12 protein-coding genes are annotated in these 18,496 nt (G+C 35.1%); 2 read left to right on the top strand and 10 right to left on the bottom strand.

Annotated features, from left to right (window positions below):
• Positions 1-51: 51 nt before the first annotated feature.
• Positions 52-1,278, bottom strand: coding sequence for an Nramp family divalent metal transporter (locus tag CSW08_RS13490; protein WP_106660395.1), 1,227 nt, complete (start codon positions 1,276-1,278; stop codon positions 52-54).
• Between the two features lie 293 nt (positions 1,279-1,571).
• Between CSW08_RS13490 and CSW08_RS13480 the strand changes: the two genes are divergently transcribed.
• Positions 1,572-2,792 carry a hypothetical protein gene (locus CSW08_RS13480; RefSeq protein WP_106660393.1) on the top strand — a complete coding sequence of 407 codons (1,221 nt, stop codon included), beginning with the start codon at positions 1,572-1,574 and terminating at the stop codon, positions 2,790-2,792.
• Between the two features lie 42 nt (positions 2,793-2,834).
• Here CSW08_RS13480 and CSW08_RS13475 read toward each other — a convergent pair whose 3' ends face one another.
• Positions 2,835-3,743: an FAD:protein FMN transferase gene (locus CSW08_RS13475; protein WP_157831488.1), complete on the bottom strand. Its 909-nt coding sequence runs from the start codon at positions 3,741-3,743 to the stop codon at positions 2,835-2,837.
• A 239-nt stretch (positions 3,744-3,982) separates the two neighbouring features.
• A complete protein-coding gene (locus CSW08_RS13470) occupies positions 3,983-5,407 on the bottom strand; it encodes an L-serine ammonia-lyase (RefSeq protein ID WP_106660391.1) in 1,425 nt (474 codons plus the stop codon).
• A 508-nt stretch (positions 5,408-5,915) separates the two neighbouring features.
• On the opposite strand from CSW08_RS13470, the gene CSW08_RS13465 reads away from it, so the two are divergent.
• Positions 5,916-7,214, top strand: a complete 1,299-nt coding sequence (locus CSW08_RS13465) for a Gfo/Idh/MocA family protein (protein WP_106660390.1) — start codon at positions 5,916-5,918, stop codon at positions 7,212-7,214.
• 256 nt (positions 7,215-7,470) lie between these two features.
• On the opposite strand, the gene CSW08_RS13460 is transcribed toward CSW08_RS13465, so the two are convergent.
• The 7 genes from CSW08_RS13460 to CSW08_RS13430 form a co-directional block, all read right to left on the bottom strand.
• Positions 7,471-9,765, bottom strand: a complete 2,295-nt coding sequence (locus CSW08_RS13460; RefSeq protein ID WP_106660389.1) for a DUF2961 domain-containing protein — start codon at positions 9,763-9,765, stop codon at positions 7,471-7,473.
• Positions 9,766-10,786: 1,021 nt separating this feature from the next.
• Positions 10,787-11,926, bottom strand: a complete 1,140-nt coding sequence (locus CSW08_RS13455) for a transporter (RefSeq protein ID WP_106660388.1) — start codon at positions 11,924-11,926, stop codon at positions 10,787-10,789.
• Positions 11,927-11,938: 12 nt separating this feature from the next.
• On the bottom strand, positions 11,939-12,373 hold the full coding sequence (locus tag CSW08_RS13450; RefSeq protein WP_106660387.1) for a doxx family protein: 435 nt from the start codon (positions 12,371-12,373) through the stop codon (positions 11,939-11,941).
• Positions 12,370-14,298: a T9SS type A sorting domain-containing protein gene (locus tag CSW08_RS13445; RefSeq protein WP_157831487.1), complete on the bottom strand. Its 1,929-nt coding sequence runs from the start codon at positions 14,296-14,298 to the stop codon at positions 12,370-12,372. Before CSW08_RS13445 ends, CSW08_RS13450 begins: the two co-directional genes overlap by 4 nt.
• A gap of 207 nt (positions 14,299-14,505) precedes the next feature.
• Positions 14,506-14,832 carry a hypothetical protein gene (locus CSW08_RS13440; protein WP_106660385.1) on the bottom strand — a complete coding sequence of 109 codons (327 nt, stop codon included), beginning with the start codon at positions 14,830-14,832 and terminating at the stop codon, positions 14,506-14,508.
• Positions 14,833-14,930: 98 nt separating this feature from the next.
• On the bottom strand, positions 14,931-16,859 hold the full coding sequence (gene nagB, locus CSW08_RS13435) for a glucosamine-6-phosphate deaminase (RefSeq protein WP_106660384.1): 1,929 nt from the start codon (positions 16,857-16,859) through the stop codon (positions 14,931-14,933).
• 42 nt (positions 16,860-16,901) lie between these two features.
• Complete coding sequence (locus CSW08_RS13430; protein ID WP_106660383.1) at positions 16,902-18,224, bottom strand: sugar MFS transporter; 1,323 nt, start codon at positions 18,222-18,224, stop codon at positions 16,902-16,904.
• Between the last annotated feature and the right edge of the window lie 272 nt (positions 18,225-18,496).

The raw sequence follows: 18,496 nt of genomic DNA, 5'->3' as shown, positions 1-18,496 counted from the left end.
ATTCCCTTTATATTTTGACGCAGAGCATAGGGGAATTAAAACCAAAAATGTTTAAAGGGAACTGAGATATCCTATCAACCTATCGTACATAATATATACCAAAATACAAATCAATACAAAACCAATGACCGATAATATATTTTGGTAACCCGAATTAGTATGCTCCCCCATGATACTTTTATTGTTAAGCACCAAAAATAACCCTATTGCTATTAGCGGCACCGCCATAATGGAAGAAGCCTGTGCCATGATCAATGAATAGACTGGACTTCCTGTAGCACTGGCAACATACATTGCGGTTCCCATGCCTACTAATAAGATTATCATTGTAAAAATTTTGGGAACTTTTTGTTCCATAGATTGCCCTAGGCCCAACCCATCCGATAATAACCCACCTCCAATCACTGCATTGACCAAAAGAGAAGAAAAAGCCGCAGCACTGAAACCGATAGCAAAAATGTATTTTGCATAACTTCCCATAAGCGTTTCCAACTGAATTGCCATATCGCTTGCGGAGTTTATCGTTATTCCAAATGGTTTAAGAGCACTTGCCGCCGTGGCAATAACAAATACAGTCATTAAGGCCAATAGAAAAATACCGAGGTTTGAATCTCTTGTAGCTTTGGCTTTATCCGCCAACCCCCAACCTTTGTTCTGAACCAAATACGACTGATACAAAGCACTATTCAGCACAAAAGTGGTGCCGGCAATGGCGGCCAATTCACTTAAATTATCTTTTGAAAAAGGTTTTGGCACAAAGCCATTCACGATATCCACAATATCAGGTTTGATAAAAACAAGGTTGACAACAAATGTCAAAATCATGATTATCACAACATACATCATGATCTTTTCCAAAATCTTATAAAGATTCTTTGCGTAAAAAATTAATATAATTGCCAAAAAGGTAAATATTATTGGCCATATTCCAGCATTAATCCCTGTAAGCGTTTCCATACCCATTCCAACACCTAAATTGTTGCCAAACTGAAAACTTAAGGTTGCTATAAAGGAACTTATTCCAATGGCCATTGACAACCATCTTCCATATTTTTCAGAAATAACATTTAATATAGATCTATTGTGCATCAGTCCAAATCGAGTGCTCATGTTCGTATAAACTATCATCGATATAGCAGCAATCAGGATTACCCATAAAAAATCATAACCAATGGTAGATCCTATTTTGGCCGCTGTCGTAAGGCTCCCCGGCCCTAATACCACCGCGGCTATTATAAATCCTGGTCCAAATGATTTTATAATACTTTTGAGTCCCATATCAATCTTTGATTAGAAATTTGTACAGATACCACTCCTCTATTCCTCCCTGACACTTTGTCGTTGTCATTTTTCTCATAAACAAATAAATCTCAAGTTTGGTTATTAACTGTTTAATATGTAAATTTTTCATGTTATAAAACAATCCCGATTTTGAACAACCAAAAACGTTTTTTTTATGATTTATAAATATTTTTAAAGCTTTCATTTTTAAAACAAAATTATATATTACCTTTATTTTATTCAAATATATATTATTTTAACTTATTTTATTAAATTATAATAGTTCATTTATGTTTTCATTTCATATTTTAAAAATTACCGATAGATCCTTCTTTACGATTGCATTAGTAGCAATGTTTCTTTTCTCCAGTTGTGGTACCCGTTCCAAGAAAATAAAAATAGTCATTGAAGAAAATACTGGTATTTCAAGGAATCTTGAATATATACAAATTGCGTTGCCAGGTTATTTCGAAAAATTTATAACTCTAGAAGAGATTGGATCTGATAAGTTGATTTATGGTGAAAAACTAAATGGATCACCATCAAGAAAGGAGGCAGGTAGGTATATTTTTCCTATTACTATAAATGCCTATGAAAAGAAATCCTTTTTTGTGAACGTTTCGAAAAAAAAAACAAAATCATCCGACCTGAAGATTACAGGTAAAGGCATGGCCATTACAATTGAAAACAACCATTTTAAGGCCAACTTTGGCATAACTAATGAAAAAAAGGCAGAAGGTCTATACCATGGACAATTGTCCACCTTGTTTCTAAAAAAGAAAAATGTTCTCTTCGAAAGAGATGAAAACAATATACATTGGTCTCCCAACTTTCAGAAAGAAGGATTAGAGTATAAAACAATTGGGCATTTGAACAATGAAAATACTCAAGTGACAGAAAACAATGACTATCTCTTTTCTTTCGTTAAATCAGGAAACGTAAAAGGGTATGAAGAAATCGATCTCACTGGGGAATACACTTTTTATTCCAATTTACCTTACTTCACATATTCATCCAATATGCAAGTAAATAAAAATGTCACACTTACATTACTGCGAAATGATGAGATGACCGTAAATAAAATTTTTACACATATAATCTATCCCGACACTTCTGGCATGGTAAATTATATTGCCTTGTACAATAATCCACAGTTGGATTCCTTAACAAAATTACCTCTTAGAGACAATCTATCATGGGTAGGCTTTATCAATAAAGAGCATGAATATGGTTTGATCAGCATAAGGTTGATATATGACAATTCTAACCTTCAAGGGAATACATCCCCCCTATATGATCCCCACACTAAAATCTCACTTGGAGACAATGAAGGCCGATACTGGGATAGAAGGTTGATAAACGACCATATTACACACGTCCCAAAGGGTAGTAAATATTACGAATTAAATACCTATTTAGTCATAGAAGATTTGGATGAAATATATGGACAAATTGAATATTATAAAAACTGCCTTCAAAATCCTTTAAAAGTATCTTACTATAGCGAATAGTACCAAACTGTAAATGTAGATATTCCTAAGTAATCATTGTGGTCACTCTTCAAGTATATAATCCAAAAATCCTTTGCTGTTCCACTGTTTATATGCACTGGGCATATCCATTATAATGTAGACCTCTAAAGCAGGTGTTTCACGTACCACTTTTTCACCTTCCACCATGTCCAATACGCTTATTCCAGAGGCATAAGCATCCGCCATAGTCCCAGTGGGAGCAATTACGGTTACCTGAATATTATTGCTAAGGGCCATACCACTTTTTGGATCAATAATATGGGAATACCGCTTACCATCAAGTAGTTCATACTGATATAGATCCCCAGATGTTGCAACAGCCTGGTTCCTGAGCTTTAACTTATTAAACACCTCTTCTCCATTCTCATTAAAAAAACTAAAACCTAAAGTCCAATATTCCTTATTTGGTGGGGGATCACCAACTGTAATGTCCCCTCCCATATCAACTAAAGCAATTCGCACACCATGATTCGCCAACAAAGCAATAATCTCATCAGCAACAAAACCTTTCCCAATCCCACCAACATCCAATTGCATACCCTCTTTATTTAATTTTATCATGTCTACGGCTGGGAATTCCATATGGCCATGACCAGTTTTTCCTAAAGCGAAATGTATTTCCGACTTTAATGGAATTTTTTTGTTTGACTTGGCCTTTTTCCAGAGTTCTATCAACGGACCAAGGGTAACATCAAAAGAACCAAAAGTCTTTTGCGAGTATACCGAAGAAATAAACAATAACCGAAAGAGATCCTTGCTTACTTTAACATTTTCATATGGTGTCTCACTCAGTCGGTTAATTTCACTATCGATTAGATAATTGCTAAAGATCCTATTTAATTCATCTATTCTTTTAAAAACCAATTTCGCAAGGAAATCTGCATTTTTATGATCTTTGTCATAAAATACCAGACCGATTTGGGTCCCCATTTGCTCATAGTTATATTCAAATCTAGTCTGAGCCCATAAAAATGATTGAAAAACAAAAAGAAAAACAAAAATTGGAAGATATATATTTTCTTTCATTTTTAATTAATTTAAATTTATGGCGAAATTACTTAATCTTTTAAGTGACGCAAACGAACGTGTGGGACCTAACCCATTGCTTAAACTATCATTTGAACGTCCTTCTATGTTGATATACTTTCTAACTAAGTCCCAAAATCCAGTTAACACTCGCTCATGCCTACTGTAATTGCCAAACCCCCTTCCGCAGTTTCCTTATACTTGGAATCCATGTCTTTTGCCGTCTCCCACATTGTTGCGACAACCTTATCAAGAGACACTTTAGCTTCTTTGGGATTTGAATTCAAAGCTAGTTCTGCAGCATTAATTGCCTTTATAGCCCCCATGGAATTACGCTCTATACAAGGAATTTGTACTAATCCTCCAATCGGGTCACAAGTGAGCCCCAAATGATGTTCCATAGCAATTTCGGCAGCCATCAACACCTGAGCAGGGTTGCCCCCCATCAGTTCAGTTAACCCTCCAGCCGCCATCGCCGATGATACGCCAATTTCTGCCTGACAACCCCCCATTGCCGCAGAGATTGTAGCGCCAGTCTTAAATATACTTCCAATTGCTCCAGCAACCAAATAAAATTTTTTAATCTGCTCAAAATTTCCACTCCGATCTTCAATGGCCAAATAGTATAATAAAACAGCCGGAATCACACCAGCACTACCATTGGTAGGTGCGGTCACCACGCGTCCAAAAGAAGCATTTTCTTCATTTACTGCCAACGCAAAACAACTTACCCATTGAAAGATCTGACGAAACCTCATAGGGGTCGCCCGGATTGTATCCAACCATTCGTGTGGATTGGAATAACTAAGAGAATTCTTTAAATTTTGATAGATTTTAGGAGCACGTCTTTTAACATTCAGGCCTCCTGGTAGGATGCCTTCATTATGGCACCCCATGTAAACACAGTCGAGCATGGCACTCCAAATATCCTGAAATCTCAGATTTATCTTGGCATCGCTGCGCAGCGAACGCTCATTTTCCAAAACCAGTTGAGAAATGGAAAGATTTTTTTGTTCACAAAATTCCAATAATTCTCCACCCGTCCTAACAGGAAATGGAAGAGAGTTGAAGGTCTGTAAATTAATTTTGGAAGCAATTTGACCCGCTGCTAACACAAAACCGCCACCTATCGAATAATAGGTCTTGGTAACCTTTCTTCCCGAATTAAGAATTCCTTGGAACTTCAATCCATTGGCATGAAAAGGAAGAAATTTTTTATGGAACAGTATGTTGGATTGTGAATTAAAAGCAATGCCCTTATCCCCTCCCAGAAACAACGTGCCCAAAATATTTACATTTTCGACAATTGTGTGAGCATTCCTAATCATAATTGTCTCGGGATCGGCATCCGAAAGTCCGAGAATTAACGCAAAATCTGTTCCATGGCCTTTGCCAGTAAGGGCTAAAGATCCGTAAAGATGAACCGTTACCTGACAGACATCATTCAAGACACCTCTTTCTTTCAAGCTTTTTATCCAAAGTCGACCTGCAATCCATGGACCCAGTGTATGGGAACTTGAAGGCCCCACACCAATCTTAAACATATCAAATACACTAGTATATTCCATTTGTAGCTAATTATTAAAACCAAGAACCAATTATATTTGCTTATCTCCAGAAAAACATCAATCTTTCCTTAATTTAACATCTACTTGGCAATGCTTTACAAGCACAAGACAAGAAATAATGCACAAAACTAACTTAATAACCATTACAACTAGAAAATTAGACTCTCAAAAAATTCATATTTACCGTAAAAATAAGTTTAAATAATTAAAATACTTTATTAATCTTATTATATTTACAAAAATTAAAGGAAATGAAATATATTGGAAAATTAAATAGGTTGCTTACCTTTATAATAAAACACTAATTTATCTTCATCCATTAAAGTGGTTAAGTGTTTATTTTGATCTAGAATAAATACTTTTAAGTGTATATATTTCCTTAGTCTTAAGGAAGTGATATGTAATTAATAAAGCGAATAAAATCGTTGGTAGTGGGGGTATTCTTGTCTAAGGACATTAAAAAAGCAAATTACTAACTATAGAAATCAAATTTAAAAAATATAGCGAAATGAAAAATATAAGTAAATCTGGAAGAAGGAGTTTTATTAAAAAAAGTTCGATTGCCGCATTTGGGAGTGTTCTTTATAATCCTCTATCCAATAGTTCCTCTGAATACAATTTCGAAGATAAAGTTATAAAAATTGGTCTTGTTGGCTGTGGTGGAAGGGGTACAGGAGCGCTCTTTGAGGCCTTGTCCGCTTCCACATCGGTCAGGGTTGTCGCTATTGGCGATACCTTTGATGATAATACCAATAGGGTTTTTTCATTGCTTAAACAAAATTTCAGTAAACAATGTGATGTTACAACAAACACATGTTTCTCCGGTTTTGATGCCTACAATAAGGTCATAGAGTTCTGTGATGCTATTATTCTTGCTACCCCGCCACCTTTCAGACCACAACATTTTGAGGCATCCATAAAAGCTGGCAAACATGTCTTCATGGAAAAACCGTTGGCAGTGGATGTGCCAGGGTTTATTCAAATCATGGAAGCTGGAAAATTGGCTGACCAAAAAAAATTAAACGTTGTCGTTGGTCTTCAATTTAGGTATGAAATAGGAAATCAGGAAATGGTAAAGAGAATAGGGAATGGGGAAATTGGAGATATTACCTCCATAAGTACCTATTATAATGTTGGGGCTCCAAAAGTCATCCCCAGAGAACCCCAACAGACTGAAATGGAATATCAGGTTCGTAATTGGCGATATTTTACATGGCTCTGGGGGGGACAATTAGCGGGACAGGCTATCCATCAAATTGACATGATGAACTGGATCATGAAGGATTACCCTATAAAGGCACTTGGAAATGGAGGAAGATTGGTCTACAACGGACAGGATAACGGTGATGTTTATGACCATTTTTTTATAGAGTACGAGTACAAAAACGGTGTGAAAATGTATTCTCAGAGCAGAAACATGGACCATTGCTCGGATAAAATGGGTTGGTCAATGAACGGAACCAAAGGCGTGGCAAATGAAAGACAAGAGTTTTTGGATCTATCAGGCAATAGTTATTGGAGATATAGGGATAATGGAGATTTAGGCGCCACACAAATTGAACAGAACATATTTATTGAATCCATAATTAAAGGAAAGCATATCAATAACACGGAATATGGTGCCAAAAGTACTTTAACGACCATTATGGGAAGATTGGCAGCGGAAACTGGTAAAGAAATAACCATGGAAGCATTGCTTGAATCCAAAATTAGTATTGTACCGACTGATATATCGTGGGAATCAAATACAATCAAATTTCCTGATAAAAACGGAAACTATCCCATTGTAAAACCTGGTATCATTTAATCTTTGGTAACCCTAAGCGATAAGTCAGCAAATTAATAAAAATCTGATTTGCACTTCATAAAACCAGTGTCAAGAGCCGGTTAGAGAAACAAGTGATTGAAAATATTAGAAACAGCATAGTCCCAAATATTATTAACCTAATATATTATTCGGCTTACAATATAAGTATTTGAGTACAAACATTGAATGAAAATATTCCTTCGAATACTCTAATAAAAAGCTTCCAACTGCTTGGAAGTTTTTTATTGTTGCAGCTCTACTTTAAACCACTTTCTAGCTTTCTTCCCGGACTAAAAGCACCATTAGAAATTTTCGAGTGAATTCTAGGCATTGAATAACAATAAACCCAGTACCTAGATTCGCTCCACCGTGACTCAGCAGGAAAATCTTTACCAGGAAATAACTGGATTGAGTTTGGAATATGTTCTATTTTAATATCTAATTTTTCTATTCCTTCAGTCAATTCGCGCCCAATCAAAAATTCTTCTTCGCGCCATCGTCTATTACTGGTAATCATTTGATGTTGCGCTTGATCAAGTTCTCCTTCTGGGAAACTAAATACGCAAGTATTACTACCCGCGGTATACCATTCACCCGCCAATTCCCATTCGGTAGTGTTCTCATCTTTTACATAAACATTCGCTTTCTGATTAGGATATAGGTAATCGAATTTTCTGCGTAGTAAAACACCTAAGTTATCTGGATCCAAAGAAACAGTAAATTGGGAAACTCCTGTCATAGACCTTACGCTATCCTGTTGAGCAGGAAAAAATAATCGTGAACTGTAATAGTCCTCTTTCATATCTGGAGGATTTCCAAAGTTCGGGGAATCGGTGTCAGGCCCCCATTCATATCTTGATACTAATGAATATGGGAGGCTCGCGGTTGGAGACATATAATTATGTCTTCGAGAGTCTTCCTCATTGAAGACATTTAACTCATCTGTTAAAACCAAGCTTGGCGCATCTATGCCATACCAATATGTTACTCCACTATAATGCTCGGAGTAGGTGTTTTGTCCGCCGTGTTCTAGGTTAATAATTGCTCGTTTACCAAATGGAAAAAAATCTGCCACTAGAAAACGATAGGCTGAATTTATTTTTTCCAAATTATTTTTAGCCGATTTAGCGTCCTGACCTATGGGGTGACCAGCAAATGGAATTGTCATATTTTCACCTCCCCAATAATCGCCTCCACCTCCCCATTCTTCTGTTCCTGTTCCCCATGCTTGGGGAGTCTGGGAATCGTCAAAATAAAATCTTGGATCCCCTTCCAAAGTTTTCAACTCACCGTCCTCGGTAAATATCCAGCTCATACCTACAAAATGGCCGCTCCATTCTCCACCCCCTTCGACTTGTTTAGTATCTAGAAAAGTTAAATCCTTACCCTCCTCTGGGAATTCATGGTCAGTATAAGTGGCGTGAAAATAAGAGACATGGTTAATTGGATCTAAATAAGGAACAGTTCGTATTTCCCATTTTATATCCTCCATGCTCTGTCCATTTCTTTCGGTTATCTCAAATTTAGCATTTTGAAAATATGGCATTGGCCAATAACAAGATAAATGAACCGTATCCTCTTCATATTTAATTGATAGAGGAAAACCCTTTACTAGATATTCCCTTCCGTTATTATTGTATAGTTCACCCGTGCCGAAAAACAAATCAATTGGAGCATCAATTGAAGGATACAAGCGGTTATCCCAGGTAACTTTGATTCTGCAATTACCAAAATCAAGGGCTTTTTCCTTTGGCAAAATGAATTTAACTGCCCTAATCATGGAAGGTGCATCTTTTGATTCAAAAAAAGTTTTAGATTCGAATGGTTTAAGTGATAAATTCCCAGAATATTGAGCCACTCCATTTCCCTTTGGAGCTATATCTGTTCCTGATTCATTTATAAGATCAAGAACCTCTTTTTTTGGAGCATTCATTTTTAAGGAAGATGTTCTAGGCTGAACATGGTCTATATGTCTTGGGAAGAGATGATAAATGAAATATCCGGTTCCGTAAAATGTCCGCCCATAAGACAAACGGAAAGAATTATCAAATGGAACAGGTCTCCACATTAAATCAGCACCTTTTGTTTTAGTCCAAGTCCAGACCAAGGGATATGGAAAAAGTGTCTCAGGTATAAACTCGGTATCTTTAAACCTATCAATAGCATTTATAGGGTCACTCGTCCCTGTTTCTTTTACAAATAAACCATTACTATCAATTTCATAATTCCAGGGACTACCATGCCAATGATTCGTTCTTGCAAAATATAGAATTCCATTACCCTTTAAATCCAGTACTGTATTCATTGTTTCAGATTCTTGATATAGAAAGTTACTGGCATCTGCAGATTCGTTATTCCCAGTGCGATCATAAGTACTTCTCATATATCCCCTAATACCTATTCGATGATAAGGAAGTTTATCCCAATCAATATATGCCTGCTCCCCTATCGGAATTATTGGAGGCTCGCTTGATTGAGGCAGTAAGCTTTGCGATAATGAAATTTGACACCATAATATACAACACGAAACACATAAAATAAATTCTTTCATACACTACTTTTAAAAAACATTAAATGCGATTTTTTATTGGACACATATTTTGAAAATTTTGATAATTAAAAAATTCTTTCTTTTTAATAAGTCCCGACGGTTTTTATAAACTTAAATGGTTTTTTTATAAAATAGCGAAACTCCTTATCTCCAAAAATAGGAATAAAAATAACAATTTTTTATAATAAATTATCTTTCAAATAATTTATTTTATTACTATTATAATAAAATTATACTTTTAAAAATTGTTTTGAAAGATTTTTTATAAGCTTAAAAAAATAAGTTAGTAAAGAAATTAGCGAATCAAAACAGAATAAAACTAATCGTTTCTTTAAAAACGTTGTGTGTCATATATGAAAGAGTATTATACATCCATGAATTAAAATAAAAAATCATTGGGATCCAACTAAAGATCGATAGTTTACCTTGTGATTCATAATGGTATTTGTTTATATGCCCATTCCGGTTTCAAACTTTTAAAATAGGATTATGTAAGATTTTTATAGCATTGAATGATATCCGTAAAGGCGTAACTGGCATATTGAGACCCTCTGCCCGAATGAAAAAATGAGTTCTTCAATAATTACATTTGTTTTGACAGCCTTGTTCCATGTAGATAATATCGTATCCTCTATCTATGACTTTAGCGTTTGATTGTACATCGTATTTTCACTATTTTTCAAGAATTTTTCCGTTTCTTTAGACTATAATAAAATAGATATAAACGTTTTTAAATCTTGTTTCCTTATACAGATGCGAAATCATATTTGCTTTTATTTATTTCTTAACATCACTGTCCGACAAAAACCCATTAAGATTGCTAAATATCTTAATTCTATTACGTCCCTACGGGACTTAATGTATCTGGGGTCACTTTTAGTTTCTATCAATATCTGGGCCCTAAAGGGACTGCCCCCCATAAGGGCAATTTATTGGAAGAAAGTCGATTTTGTTTTGACGATAAAGTCCCGTAGGGACGTAACAAAAACTTACCGTACGCCATTGATTCTATTTGTGGCTTTTAATGAACCATATTAAAATCTACATCTTTATTTTTATTGTTTCTAAATCGGTACGTCAGGTTGAAGTTAATAAGATAATCAGCAAAAGCAGCATCTCCCTGTGTAAAAACGCCTGTTTCAGAGGTACGTTTTTTATCTGAAAAGCTTTGGGTTCTATTTCTTTCTAAAGCTACAGGAACATTAAGGCTTAGAGATAAGTTATTTGTGTTGTAATTTATACCTGGATCAACCGATATAGCATAACCTGGTCTTCTATAACCATCGCTACTACCTATTAAATCTGATGATGGTACGCCTTCAATTCTTCCGCCTAAATAAAAACTAAGACCTTTAATTTTTGGAGAATAAAAGGTTCCTAATTGTGCAGCAAATTGATCGGGTACAGAAAACTCACTTGAACCTCCCCTAGTTAACACGCCATTCGTCTCTTCTGGATTAAATAAATAGTAGAGGGTAGTTGTGAGTGTAAAACTGTTTGATAGCATATAATATCCTTGAAAATCAACATTAAATCCGATACCTCCATCTCCCAATTGAATGGATTGATCTACAACCCTTAAAACATCTTGGTCTCTATTGGGTCCTTGATTATAAAATGTATCCATATAATTATAATCTCCAGTAGGTAATTTAATACCTGTGCCAATGGCAAAATTATAAGGCTTTGTACTGTGCTCAAATAGCCAGTAACCTACACCTAATCTCATATCCGATAATCCACTTGAGCGTGTAATGTGCCGTTCGCCTAATCCGTTTGGAGGATTCCCGCCATGTTCATACATTGACGACCTAACATGTGATGCAAAAGGAAGCAATACAGTAGCATACAATCTATCTGTAACAGCATAATTAAATGCAATATCCACAAAGTAAGAATCATTAATAACCTGTGTGCCATTTGCAACCCTGTTGGTTTCTTCATGGGTCCCTCTAAAATGTCTGAAGGACTGAAAATATCTAAAATTTGTTCCAACAGAAAAATCCCCTTTCATTAAAAATCCGCCATCTTCCATATAACCATTACAAGAAGAGAATCCGCGAATAGCAACACAGCCTTGAGCATGTATTTTATGAATTCCGAGAATTAGAAAAAGAATTCCTATTGAAAATATTTGTTTTAAGAGTTTAAATTTTGTCATGATTTTAGATGTTTATTTAATTAGATGTTTAGTGTAATCATTAATAGGATATATAAAAAACAAGGCACTTATAATGACTATGTTTTTAACTATATATTGCCCAACCAATGTTAGTACAAAAGGTGCTTTGGCAAAAGATACTTCAGGGAAAAATAATACAGGAATAAAGGTTAATATTAAATGAATTATAGCAATGCTTACTACAGTTTTAAGTTGAACATTAAACAATAAACACAACCCAATACCTACTTCAATAATAGCAAGCATTAAAATACTGATGTTTTCAGGAATCAGTCCAAAGGTTAAAAAAGTTATGGTATGTTTTGCAAGACCGTCAGCTGGACTTAGTTCAGGAAAAAACTTTAATAATCCAAACCAAAAATATATGATTCCTATACTTATAGCGAGCAATCTACCCCTATCAATGTTTAATAATATTCGTGTCATTTTAATTTCTTAATCACTTTTTTAATAGTCGTTTTTCCATCTTTTGAGATTATTTTAAAAAAATAAATACCAGGAGAAAAATTGGAAATATCAACTTTGTAGGTCGTTACTTTTTTTAATTGTTGCCCAAATTCATTATAAATAATTACATTCTCTAAAACACCACCTTCAATCTCAATTTTAAAAATTGTATCTATAGGATTTGGCATAACTGAGACTCTTGAGCTAAATATTTCGTCGTTTACAGATAAATTCGAATTGTATTCAAAAGCACCTATATCTAAATTTCCAGATACTGTTCTGCTCTCAAAGTTTTGATGCTTAATATATTCAAAAGACACGTTATGATTTGGCAGCAATAAGGAGGGAATGACATTGCCTTGGTTAATTAATGAGGAATTTTCCATTAAACTAAAATTTTGAGCATTAAAATCTTTGAATAGTGGATCTGAACCAGTTATATTATTTCCTTGGTCATTTACACTGCCGTTTTGAATAGCACAATGGCAATCTTTCCATCCTGTTTTGAGCCAGTTATGATGTATATTAACTGTACCTTCAGTGCTCATTATTGCCAATTGATCTCCAGAAACTGTAGTATACAGAACATTATTGAATACGTGTGCAGTTTCGTCATTAGTAGATAATGCAAGTAGTGTGGTTGTATCGTCTCTAGTAGAGATAATGGTGTTATTATAAAAATACAGATTTCCTTTTCTATAATCTACTGTAGTGCCACTGTCGCCTCCATAAAGAACCATTTGATTGTTTCCTGAATCAGCAGGTTCAATTAAAACATTCCCATAAACTTGAGTAGTGTTGTAACTTGGGTGGTTTACCAAAATATGGGAATCTTCAGCATCTACCATATCTAATTGTCTATTGCCTCCTTCAATCCAATTGTATCGAACGACTAAACCTGCCGATCTGTCCTTAAGATTATTGCCATTCGCTCCAGCCCTCAAGGGACCAAAATGATTATATTGATAGGTGATATTAACAGCAGCCGTATAAGTGTTGTGCCCAAAGTTACTAGATTCAATACCATTATCATAGAAGTGGTTTCCTTCAATCAAAATATTTTCTGAGTTTCCATTGTTAGCACCAATGAACAAACCAAATCCCGAATCATGTAATGTACAATTTCTAATAATTAAGTTTGCTCCCTTTTCTACATAAATTGCAGCTCCTAAAGTAGAATAACCTTCCGTTATGCCATCTTCATCAGTGTAATCATAAGGTGGTCGAGCAGATTTCACTTCAAGATTTTCAATAGTGATATAGTTGGGTAATCCATCTTGAGGTATTGCAGACCCTCCTATTTTAATAACTCCTCTTGTATCATTCCAAAGAATAACGCCATCTACTGTGGTTGCCCCATTACCATCAATTACTGCTTGTTGCCCTTCTGGACCATTAACTCCAATGATTTTAATGCGATTAGCTTCTGTGCCTTGTCTATTAATTACCCATTTTTCTTTATAAGGAGTTTCTCGCCAGTGAATGTAAACACAATCTCCTGGTTCTAAAGTGGCCCAAGGGACTTCAGAAATTGTAGCTAAAGCTTGTCCAGGGCCAACATGATAAGCTGTTCCTACTAGTGTCCCCTTTTCGTAAACTCTATAATAATTAGCATCATCGATAGCATACAAATCTTTGTTAGTGTACTTAGTATGTTGTTCATGTTTATTATTGCCCGCTAAAATTAATTCATCATGAATGGCTCTATCAAAATCGACATTTTGAAATTGGTAATTTGCATGATTTAATCGATATAAGGGAGTTTCTGAAGTTAGCCCATATATGTGCAAATTAATAAGTAATATTATGAATAGGTCTATATAGTGATGTTTGTTTCCGATTTTAGGATCTAAATTATTTTTTAAATAATAGAAGCCTTCATTTTGTTTCTTTAATTTTTTCATTTGTATAAGATTTTTAATGTTTATCAATCGCGACCATCTCAAAAAACAATTACTAATCCATCGGCTACCATAAAAGTTGAGACAATATATATATAAGAAAAAACCTCTAAAAAAAGAATTAGAGCTTGAGATATGAAAAAGGCCATTCACATTTTTTAGTGAATTGTTAATTATTTCCATATTTAATTGTTTGGTTTTGATTAACATTTAATTCTGAAAACAAGCAACATGGTTATAAATGAGATCTAGTTGAAATAATATCTTTTGACAGTCTATTCTTGATTTTCCTTTTACAAGTATTTCAACACTAAAATTACTAGTATGTTTATTTTTCTTTTCAAATGCAAACCACCCATTTGGATAGTACACTTTTAAACCCATGGATTCTTCCTGAAGATATAAATCAAATTCTCCAGAAACCCAATTAATAAACTTTTGGTATAGTTCAATGGTTTTAAAAGATTTCTTTTGAATTAATCCAAAAACTGAATCTTCATTTAATATACTTTCCTTCTTATAATCAATCTTTATCATTTAATTTAACTTTATATGGCCAACACATGGCAAAAATTATGAAATATCCCACAAATAAACCTTCAGCTTCTTTCAATTTAACCTAATAAAATAATCATCTAATACATCCACCTTACAAAGGCTTCCATAGCTGCATAACGGGATAACCCCAATTGGTCATACAAATTGGCTGTTTCCTTGTTTCTATCTTCCGCACGTTGCCAGAACTCCCTACTGTCCGCTCCTTGAAAAACTACACCGTCTTTTTGTGATTGGTGCTTAAATATGCCTTTACGCTTTTCCAACACTTGGTCTGGACCCATAGGCACTGCCATTTCAATTTCATCTATGCCCCATTCTTGCCAAGCGCCTCTGTATAACCACACCCAACAGTCATTCATGAATTTTTTAGACTTAAGTCTTTTCACCGCTCCAAAAACAGCATCTAAACATACCTTGTGGGTACCATGTGGATCTTGCAAATCCCCTGCAGCATAAATTTGGTGTGGTTTTATTTTTTCGATCAAGTCCATTGTAATTTGAATATCTTCTTCTTCCAATGGTTTTTTCTCAATAGTTCCTGTTTCATAAAATGGCAGTTCCATAAAATGAATTTGACTTTCTGGAACACCAATAAAATAGCAGGCAGATTGTGCTTCTCCTTTCCTAATTAACCCTTTGATATATCTTACCTCTAAAATATCTATTTCACTCGTCTTTTTATTTTCAAGAAATGTAATAGCTTTTTTATATATGTTATCAGCTTCTAAACTCTTAATTCCAAATTTATCATTGTAATCACATACAAAACTGGCAAACCTTAAGGCCTCATCATCAGCTACAGCTATATTACCTGAAGTTTGATACCCTATGTGTACTTCGTGACCTTGCTCTTGCAAACGTTTAAACGTACCTCCCATGCTGATGATATCATCATCGGGATGTGGACTAAATATAAGTACTCGCTTTTTTATCGGTTCAGCACGTTCCGGTCGCTTGCTGTCATCTGCATTAGGCTTTCCGCCTGGCCAACCTGTAATAGTATTCTGAAGCTTATTGAATATCTTGATATTGATATCATATGCAGGTCCAGAATCTGCCAATAGATCACTCATTCCATTCTCGATATAATCGGCATCTGTTAACATTAAAATTGGTTTATTCAAATGAAGCGCCAATCCCAAAACTGCTTTTCTTATCAGCTTATCTGTCCATTTAATTTTCTCAACCAACCATGGCGTATTGATGCGTGTTAATTTGGATGCTGATGATTGATCCAAAACAAAAGTGGCGTTATTGTGCTCTTGTAAAAACGAGGCTGGAACCTGGCTGGTAACAGGCCCTTCGGTAGACGCTTTGATAATATGCGATTTACCTTCTCCCCATGCCATAAGTATAACACGTTTAGCTTCCATGATTTTTTTTACACCTAAAGTAATTGCGGTTCTTGGCGTTTTCTCCAATCCAGAAAAATCATTGCTTGCGGCCACTCTTGTGACATGATCCAAAGCTACCAAACGGGTTTTTGAGTTTTGTAACGAACCCGATTCATTGAAACCTATATGTCCATTACCACCTATTCCCAAGATTTGCAGATCTATACCTCCCAATGCTTCTATTTTTGCTTCATAATTACTACAATAATCAGCTATGTCTTCTTTAGATAACTTACCATTTGGTATATAATAATTTTCTGTAAGTATATCGACATGGTTGAAAAGTTGTTCTTTCATAAATCGGACATAACTATTAATAGAGTCTGGTTCCATTGGGTAGTATTCATCCAAATTAAAGGAAACTACGTTTTTAAAACTTAAACCCTCTTCTTTATGTAACCGGACCAATTCTGAATATAACCCTTTAGGCGAAGAGCCTGTCGCCAAACCTAAAATACAAGGTTGCTTTTGGGCTTGTTTCACCCTTATTAGATCTGCTATTTCCTTAGCGACTGATTTTGAAGCTATGGTTGAATTTTCATAGACTACTGTTCCAATATTCTCAAATCTTTTTTCGAAACCTGTGGCCTTATCTATAGTACTCTGTAACATTTTTTTTTATTGAATTTTTAATTGATTAAGTTTTATTTCCCTTTAATAATTTTTAGACCAATTTTTGTATTTCTTCCCCCAAATGGCAAAAAATAATATAATCACATAGCAGGGGATTAATATCCAATAGCTATTTGTTGCCGCTGTTGCCATAGCCTCTGATTTTTCTATTCCACTAAAAATAAGCCCATTTTTGTTGATATCTACCATACGTCCGTATAACGGTGGAATAATAGCCCCTCCAGAAATGGCCATAATTAACAAAGCCGATCCTGTTTTAGTGAACTTACCCAAACCTTCCAATGTTAAAGGCCAAACAGCTGGCCAAACCAAGGCATTGGCGATTCCCAATGCCGCCACAAACAAGACCGATGTAAAGCCTGTGGTAAATAGGATGCAAATGCTAAAAAAAATACCTAGAACCGCACTGATTTTAAGAGCTGTTCCTTGCCTTAAATATTTAGGGATTAATATAATACCTAAAGCGTAGGTACATACCATGGCTAAAAGCGTAAATGTGGTAAAGAATTTGGCATCGGCAGCAGAAAACCCTAAAGATATTCCATAGGCGATTATAGTATCGCCCGCTATTACTTCAGCCCCAACGTAAACAAACAAAGTCAGCACCCCCAACCATAGATGCGGAAAATGAAAAATACTTCCTTTTGTGCTTTTATCAATTTTTACTTCTTTAAATTCTTCTGCTTCTAAATTTGGTAACGGGGCTTTTCTAATTAGTATACCCAATACAAATAAAACCGTAGCCATTATTAGGTAGGGCATAAATACACTGTCGGCCATCTTGTCCAACAAGATTTCTTTTTCTTCAACAGTAACACTCCCCAAATTCTCTTTTACTTCATCGATTCCTGATAACAACAAGGCTCCAAAGATCAACGATCCTAAGGCCCCAGCCGTTTTGTTGGCGATTCCCATAATAGCGATACGCTTTGCGCCGCTTTCAATAGGGCCCAATATGGTTATATATGGGTTTGCTGCCGTTTGCAACAAGGTCATTCCAGTGCCTTGGATAAAAATGCCTGTTAAGAATACCCAGTAGGTTCTTGCTTCTGCCGCAGGAATAAAAACCAATGCACCCACTCCCATAACCATCAACCCTAAGGATATTCCTTTTCGATAGCCAATCCTATTTAAAATATAAGAAGCTGGCAGCGCCATAACTACAAAGGAAATATAAGAGGCGGAGGCTACAAAATATGACTGGGCATCGGTCAGATCATTGATTGTCTTCATAAAGGGGATAAGTGCCCCATTGATCCAAGTAATGAAGCCGAATATAAAAAAGAGCCCTGCTATAATGGCTATTGGCACTAAATTGCTTTTTTGCTTATTAATTTGTTGCATAATACTCTCACTTTTTAATTAGGTGGCTAAAAACTTCATAGGCATCTATGGAATTAATTTAAATACATTGCTCTATTTTCTAAAAAGATTCAGGAACACTTTATAGTTTGGCTAAATATAAACGGCATCTATTTTTCAACCATATCAATAACCAATACTCTTTCCCAAACATCCCATGTTATAAAATTCACAGTAACCGTTAAAGATTCTTTTCAAATCCTACTCTAAAACCATCTAAATTGCAACGTATGACCTTCATTATATTATTATTT

It is taken from the genome of Confluentibacter flavum (assembly GCF_002843175.1).
GTDB classification, from domain to species: Bacteria; Bacteroidota; Bacteroidia; order Flavobacteriales; family Flavobacteriaceae; genus Confluentibacter; species Confluentibacter flavum.
The sequence above is the reverse complement of the archived record's forward strand: the minus strand, read 5'-3'. Positions and strand labels throughout refer to the sequence as shown.

Bases quoted from the DNA above. Each gene is read 5' to 3' on its own strand.
- CSW08_RS13490 (WP_106660395.1), bottom strand. From the start codon at position 1,278: ATGGGACTCAAAAGTATTATAAAATCATTTGGACCAGGATTTATAATA.
- CSW08_RS13480 (WP_106660393.1), top strand. From the start codon at position 1,572: ATGTTTTCATTTCATATTTTAAAAATTACCGATAGATCCTTCTTTACG.
- CSW08_RS13475 (WP_157831488.1), bottom strand. From the start codon at position 3,743: ATGGGGACCCAAATCGGTCTGGTATTTTATGACAAAGATCATAAAAAT.
- CSW08_RS13470 (WP_106660391.1), bottom strand. From the start codon at position 5,407: ATGGAATATACTAGTGTATTTGATATGTTTAAGATTGGTGTGGGGCCT.
- CSW08_RS13465 (WP_106660390.1), top strand. From the start codon at position 5,916: ATGAAAAATATAAGTAAATCTGGAAGAAGGAGTTTTATTAAAAAAAGT.
- CSW08_RS13460 (WP_106660389.1), bottom strand. From the start codon at position 9,765: ATGAAAGAATTTATTTTATGTGTTTCGTGTTGTATATTATGGTGTCAA.
- CSW08_RS13455 (WP_106660388.1), bottom strand. From the start codon at position 11,926: ATGACAAAATTTAAACTCTTAAAACAAATATTTTCAATAGGAATTCTT.
- CSW08_RS13450 (WP_106660387.1), bottom strand. From the start codon at position 12,373: ATGACACGAATATTATTAAACATTGATAGGGGTAGATTGCTCGCTATA.
- CSW08_RS13445 (WP_157831487.1), bottom strand. From the start codon at position 14,298: ATGAAAAAATTAAAGAAACAAAATGAAGGCTTCTATTATTTAAAAAAT.
- CSW08_RS13440 (WP_106660385.1), bottom strand. From the start codon at position 14,832: ATGATAAAGATTGATTATAAGAAGGAAAGTATATTAAATGAAGATTCA.
- nagB (WP_106660384.1), bottom strand. From the start codon at position 16,859: ATGTTACAGAGTACTATAGATAAGGCCACAGGTTTCGAAAAAAGATTT.
- CSW08_RS13430 (WP_106660383.1), bottom strand. From the start codon at position 18,224: ATGCAACAAATTAATAAGCAAAAAAGCAATTTAGTGCCAATAGCCATT.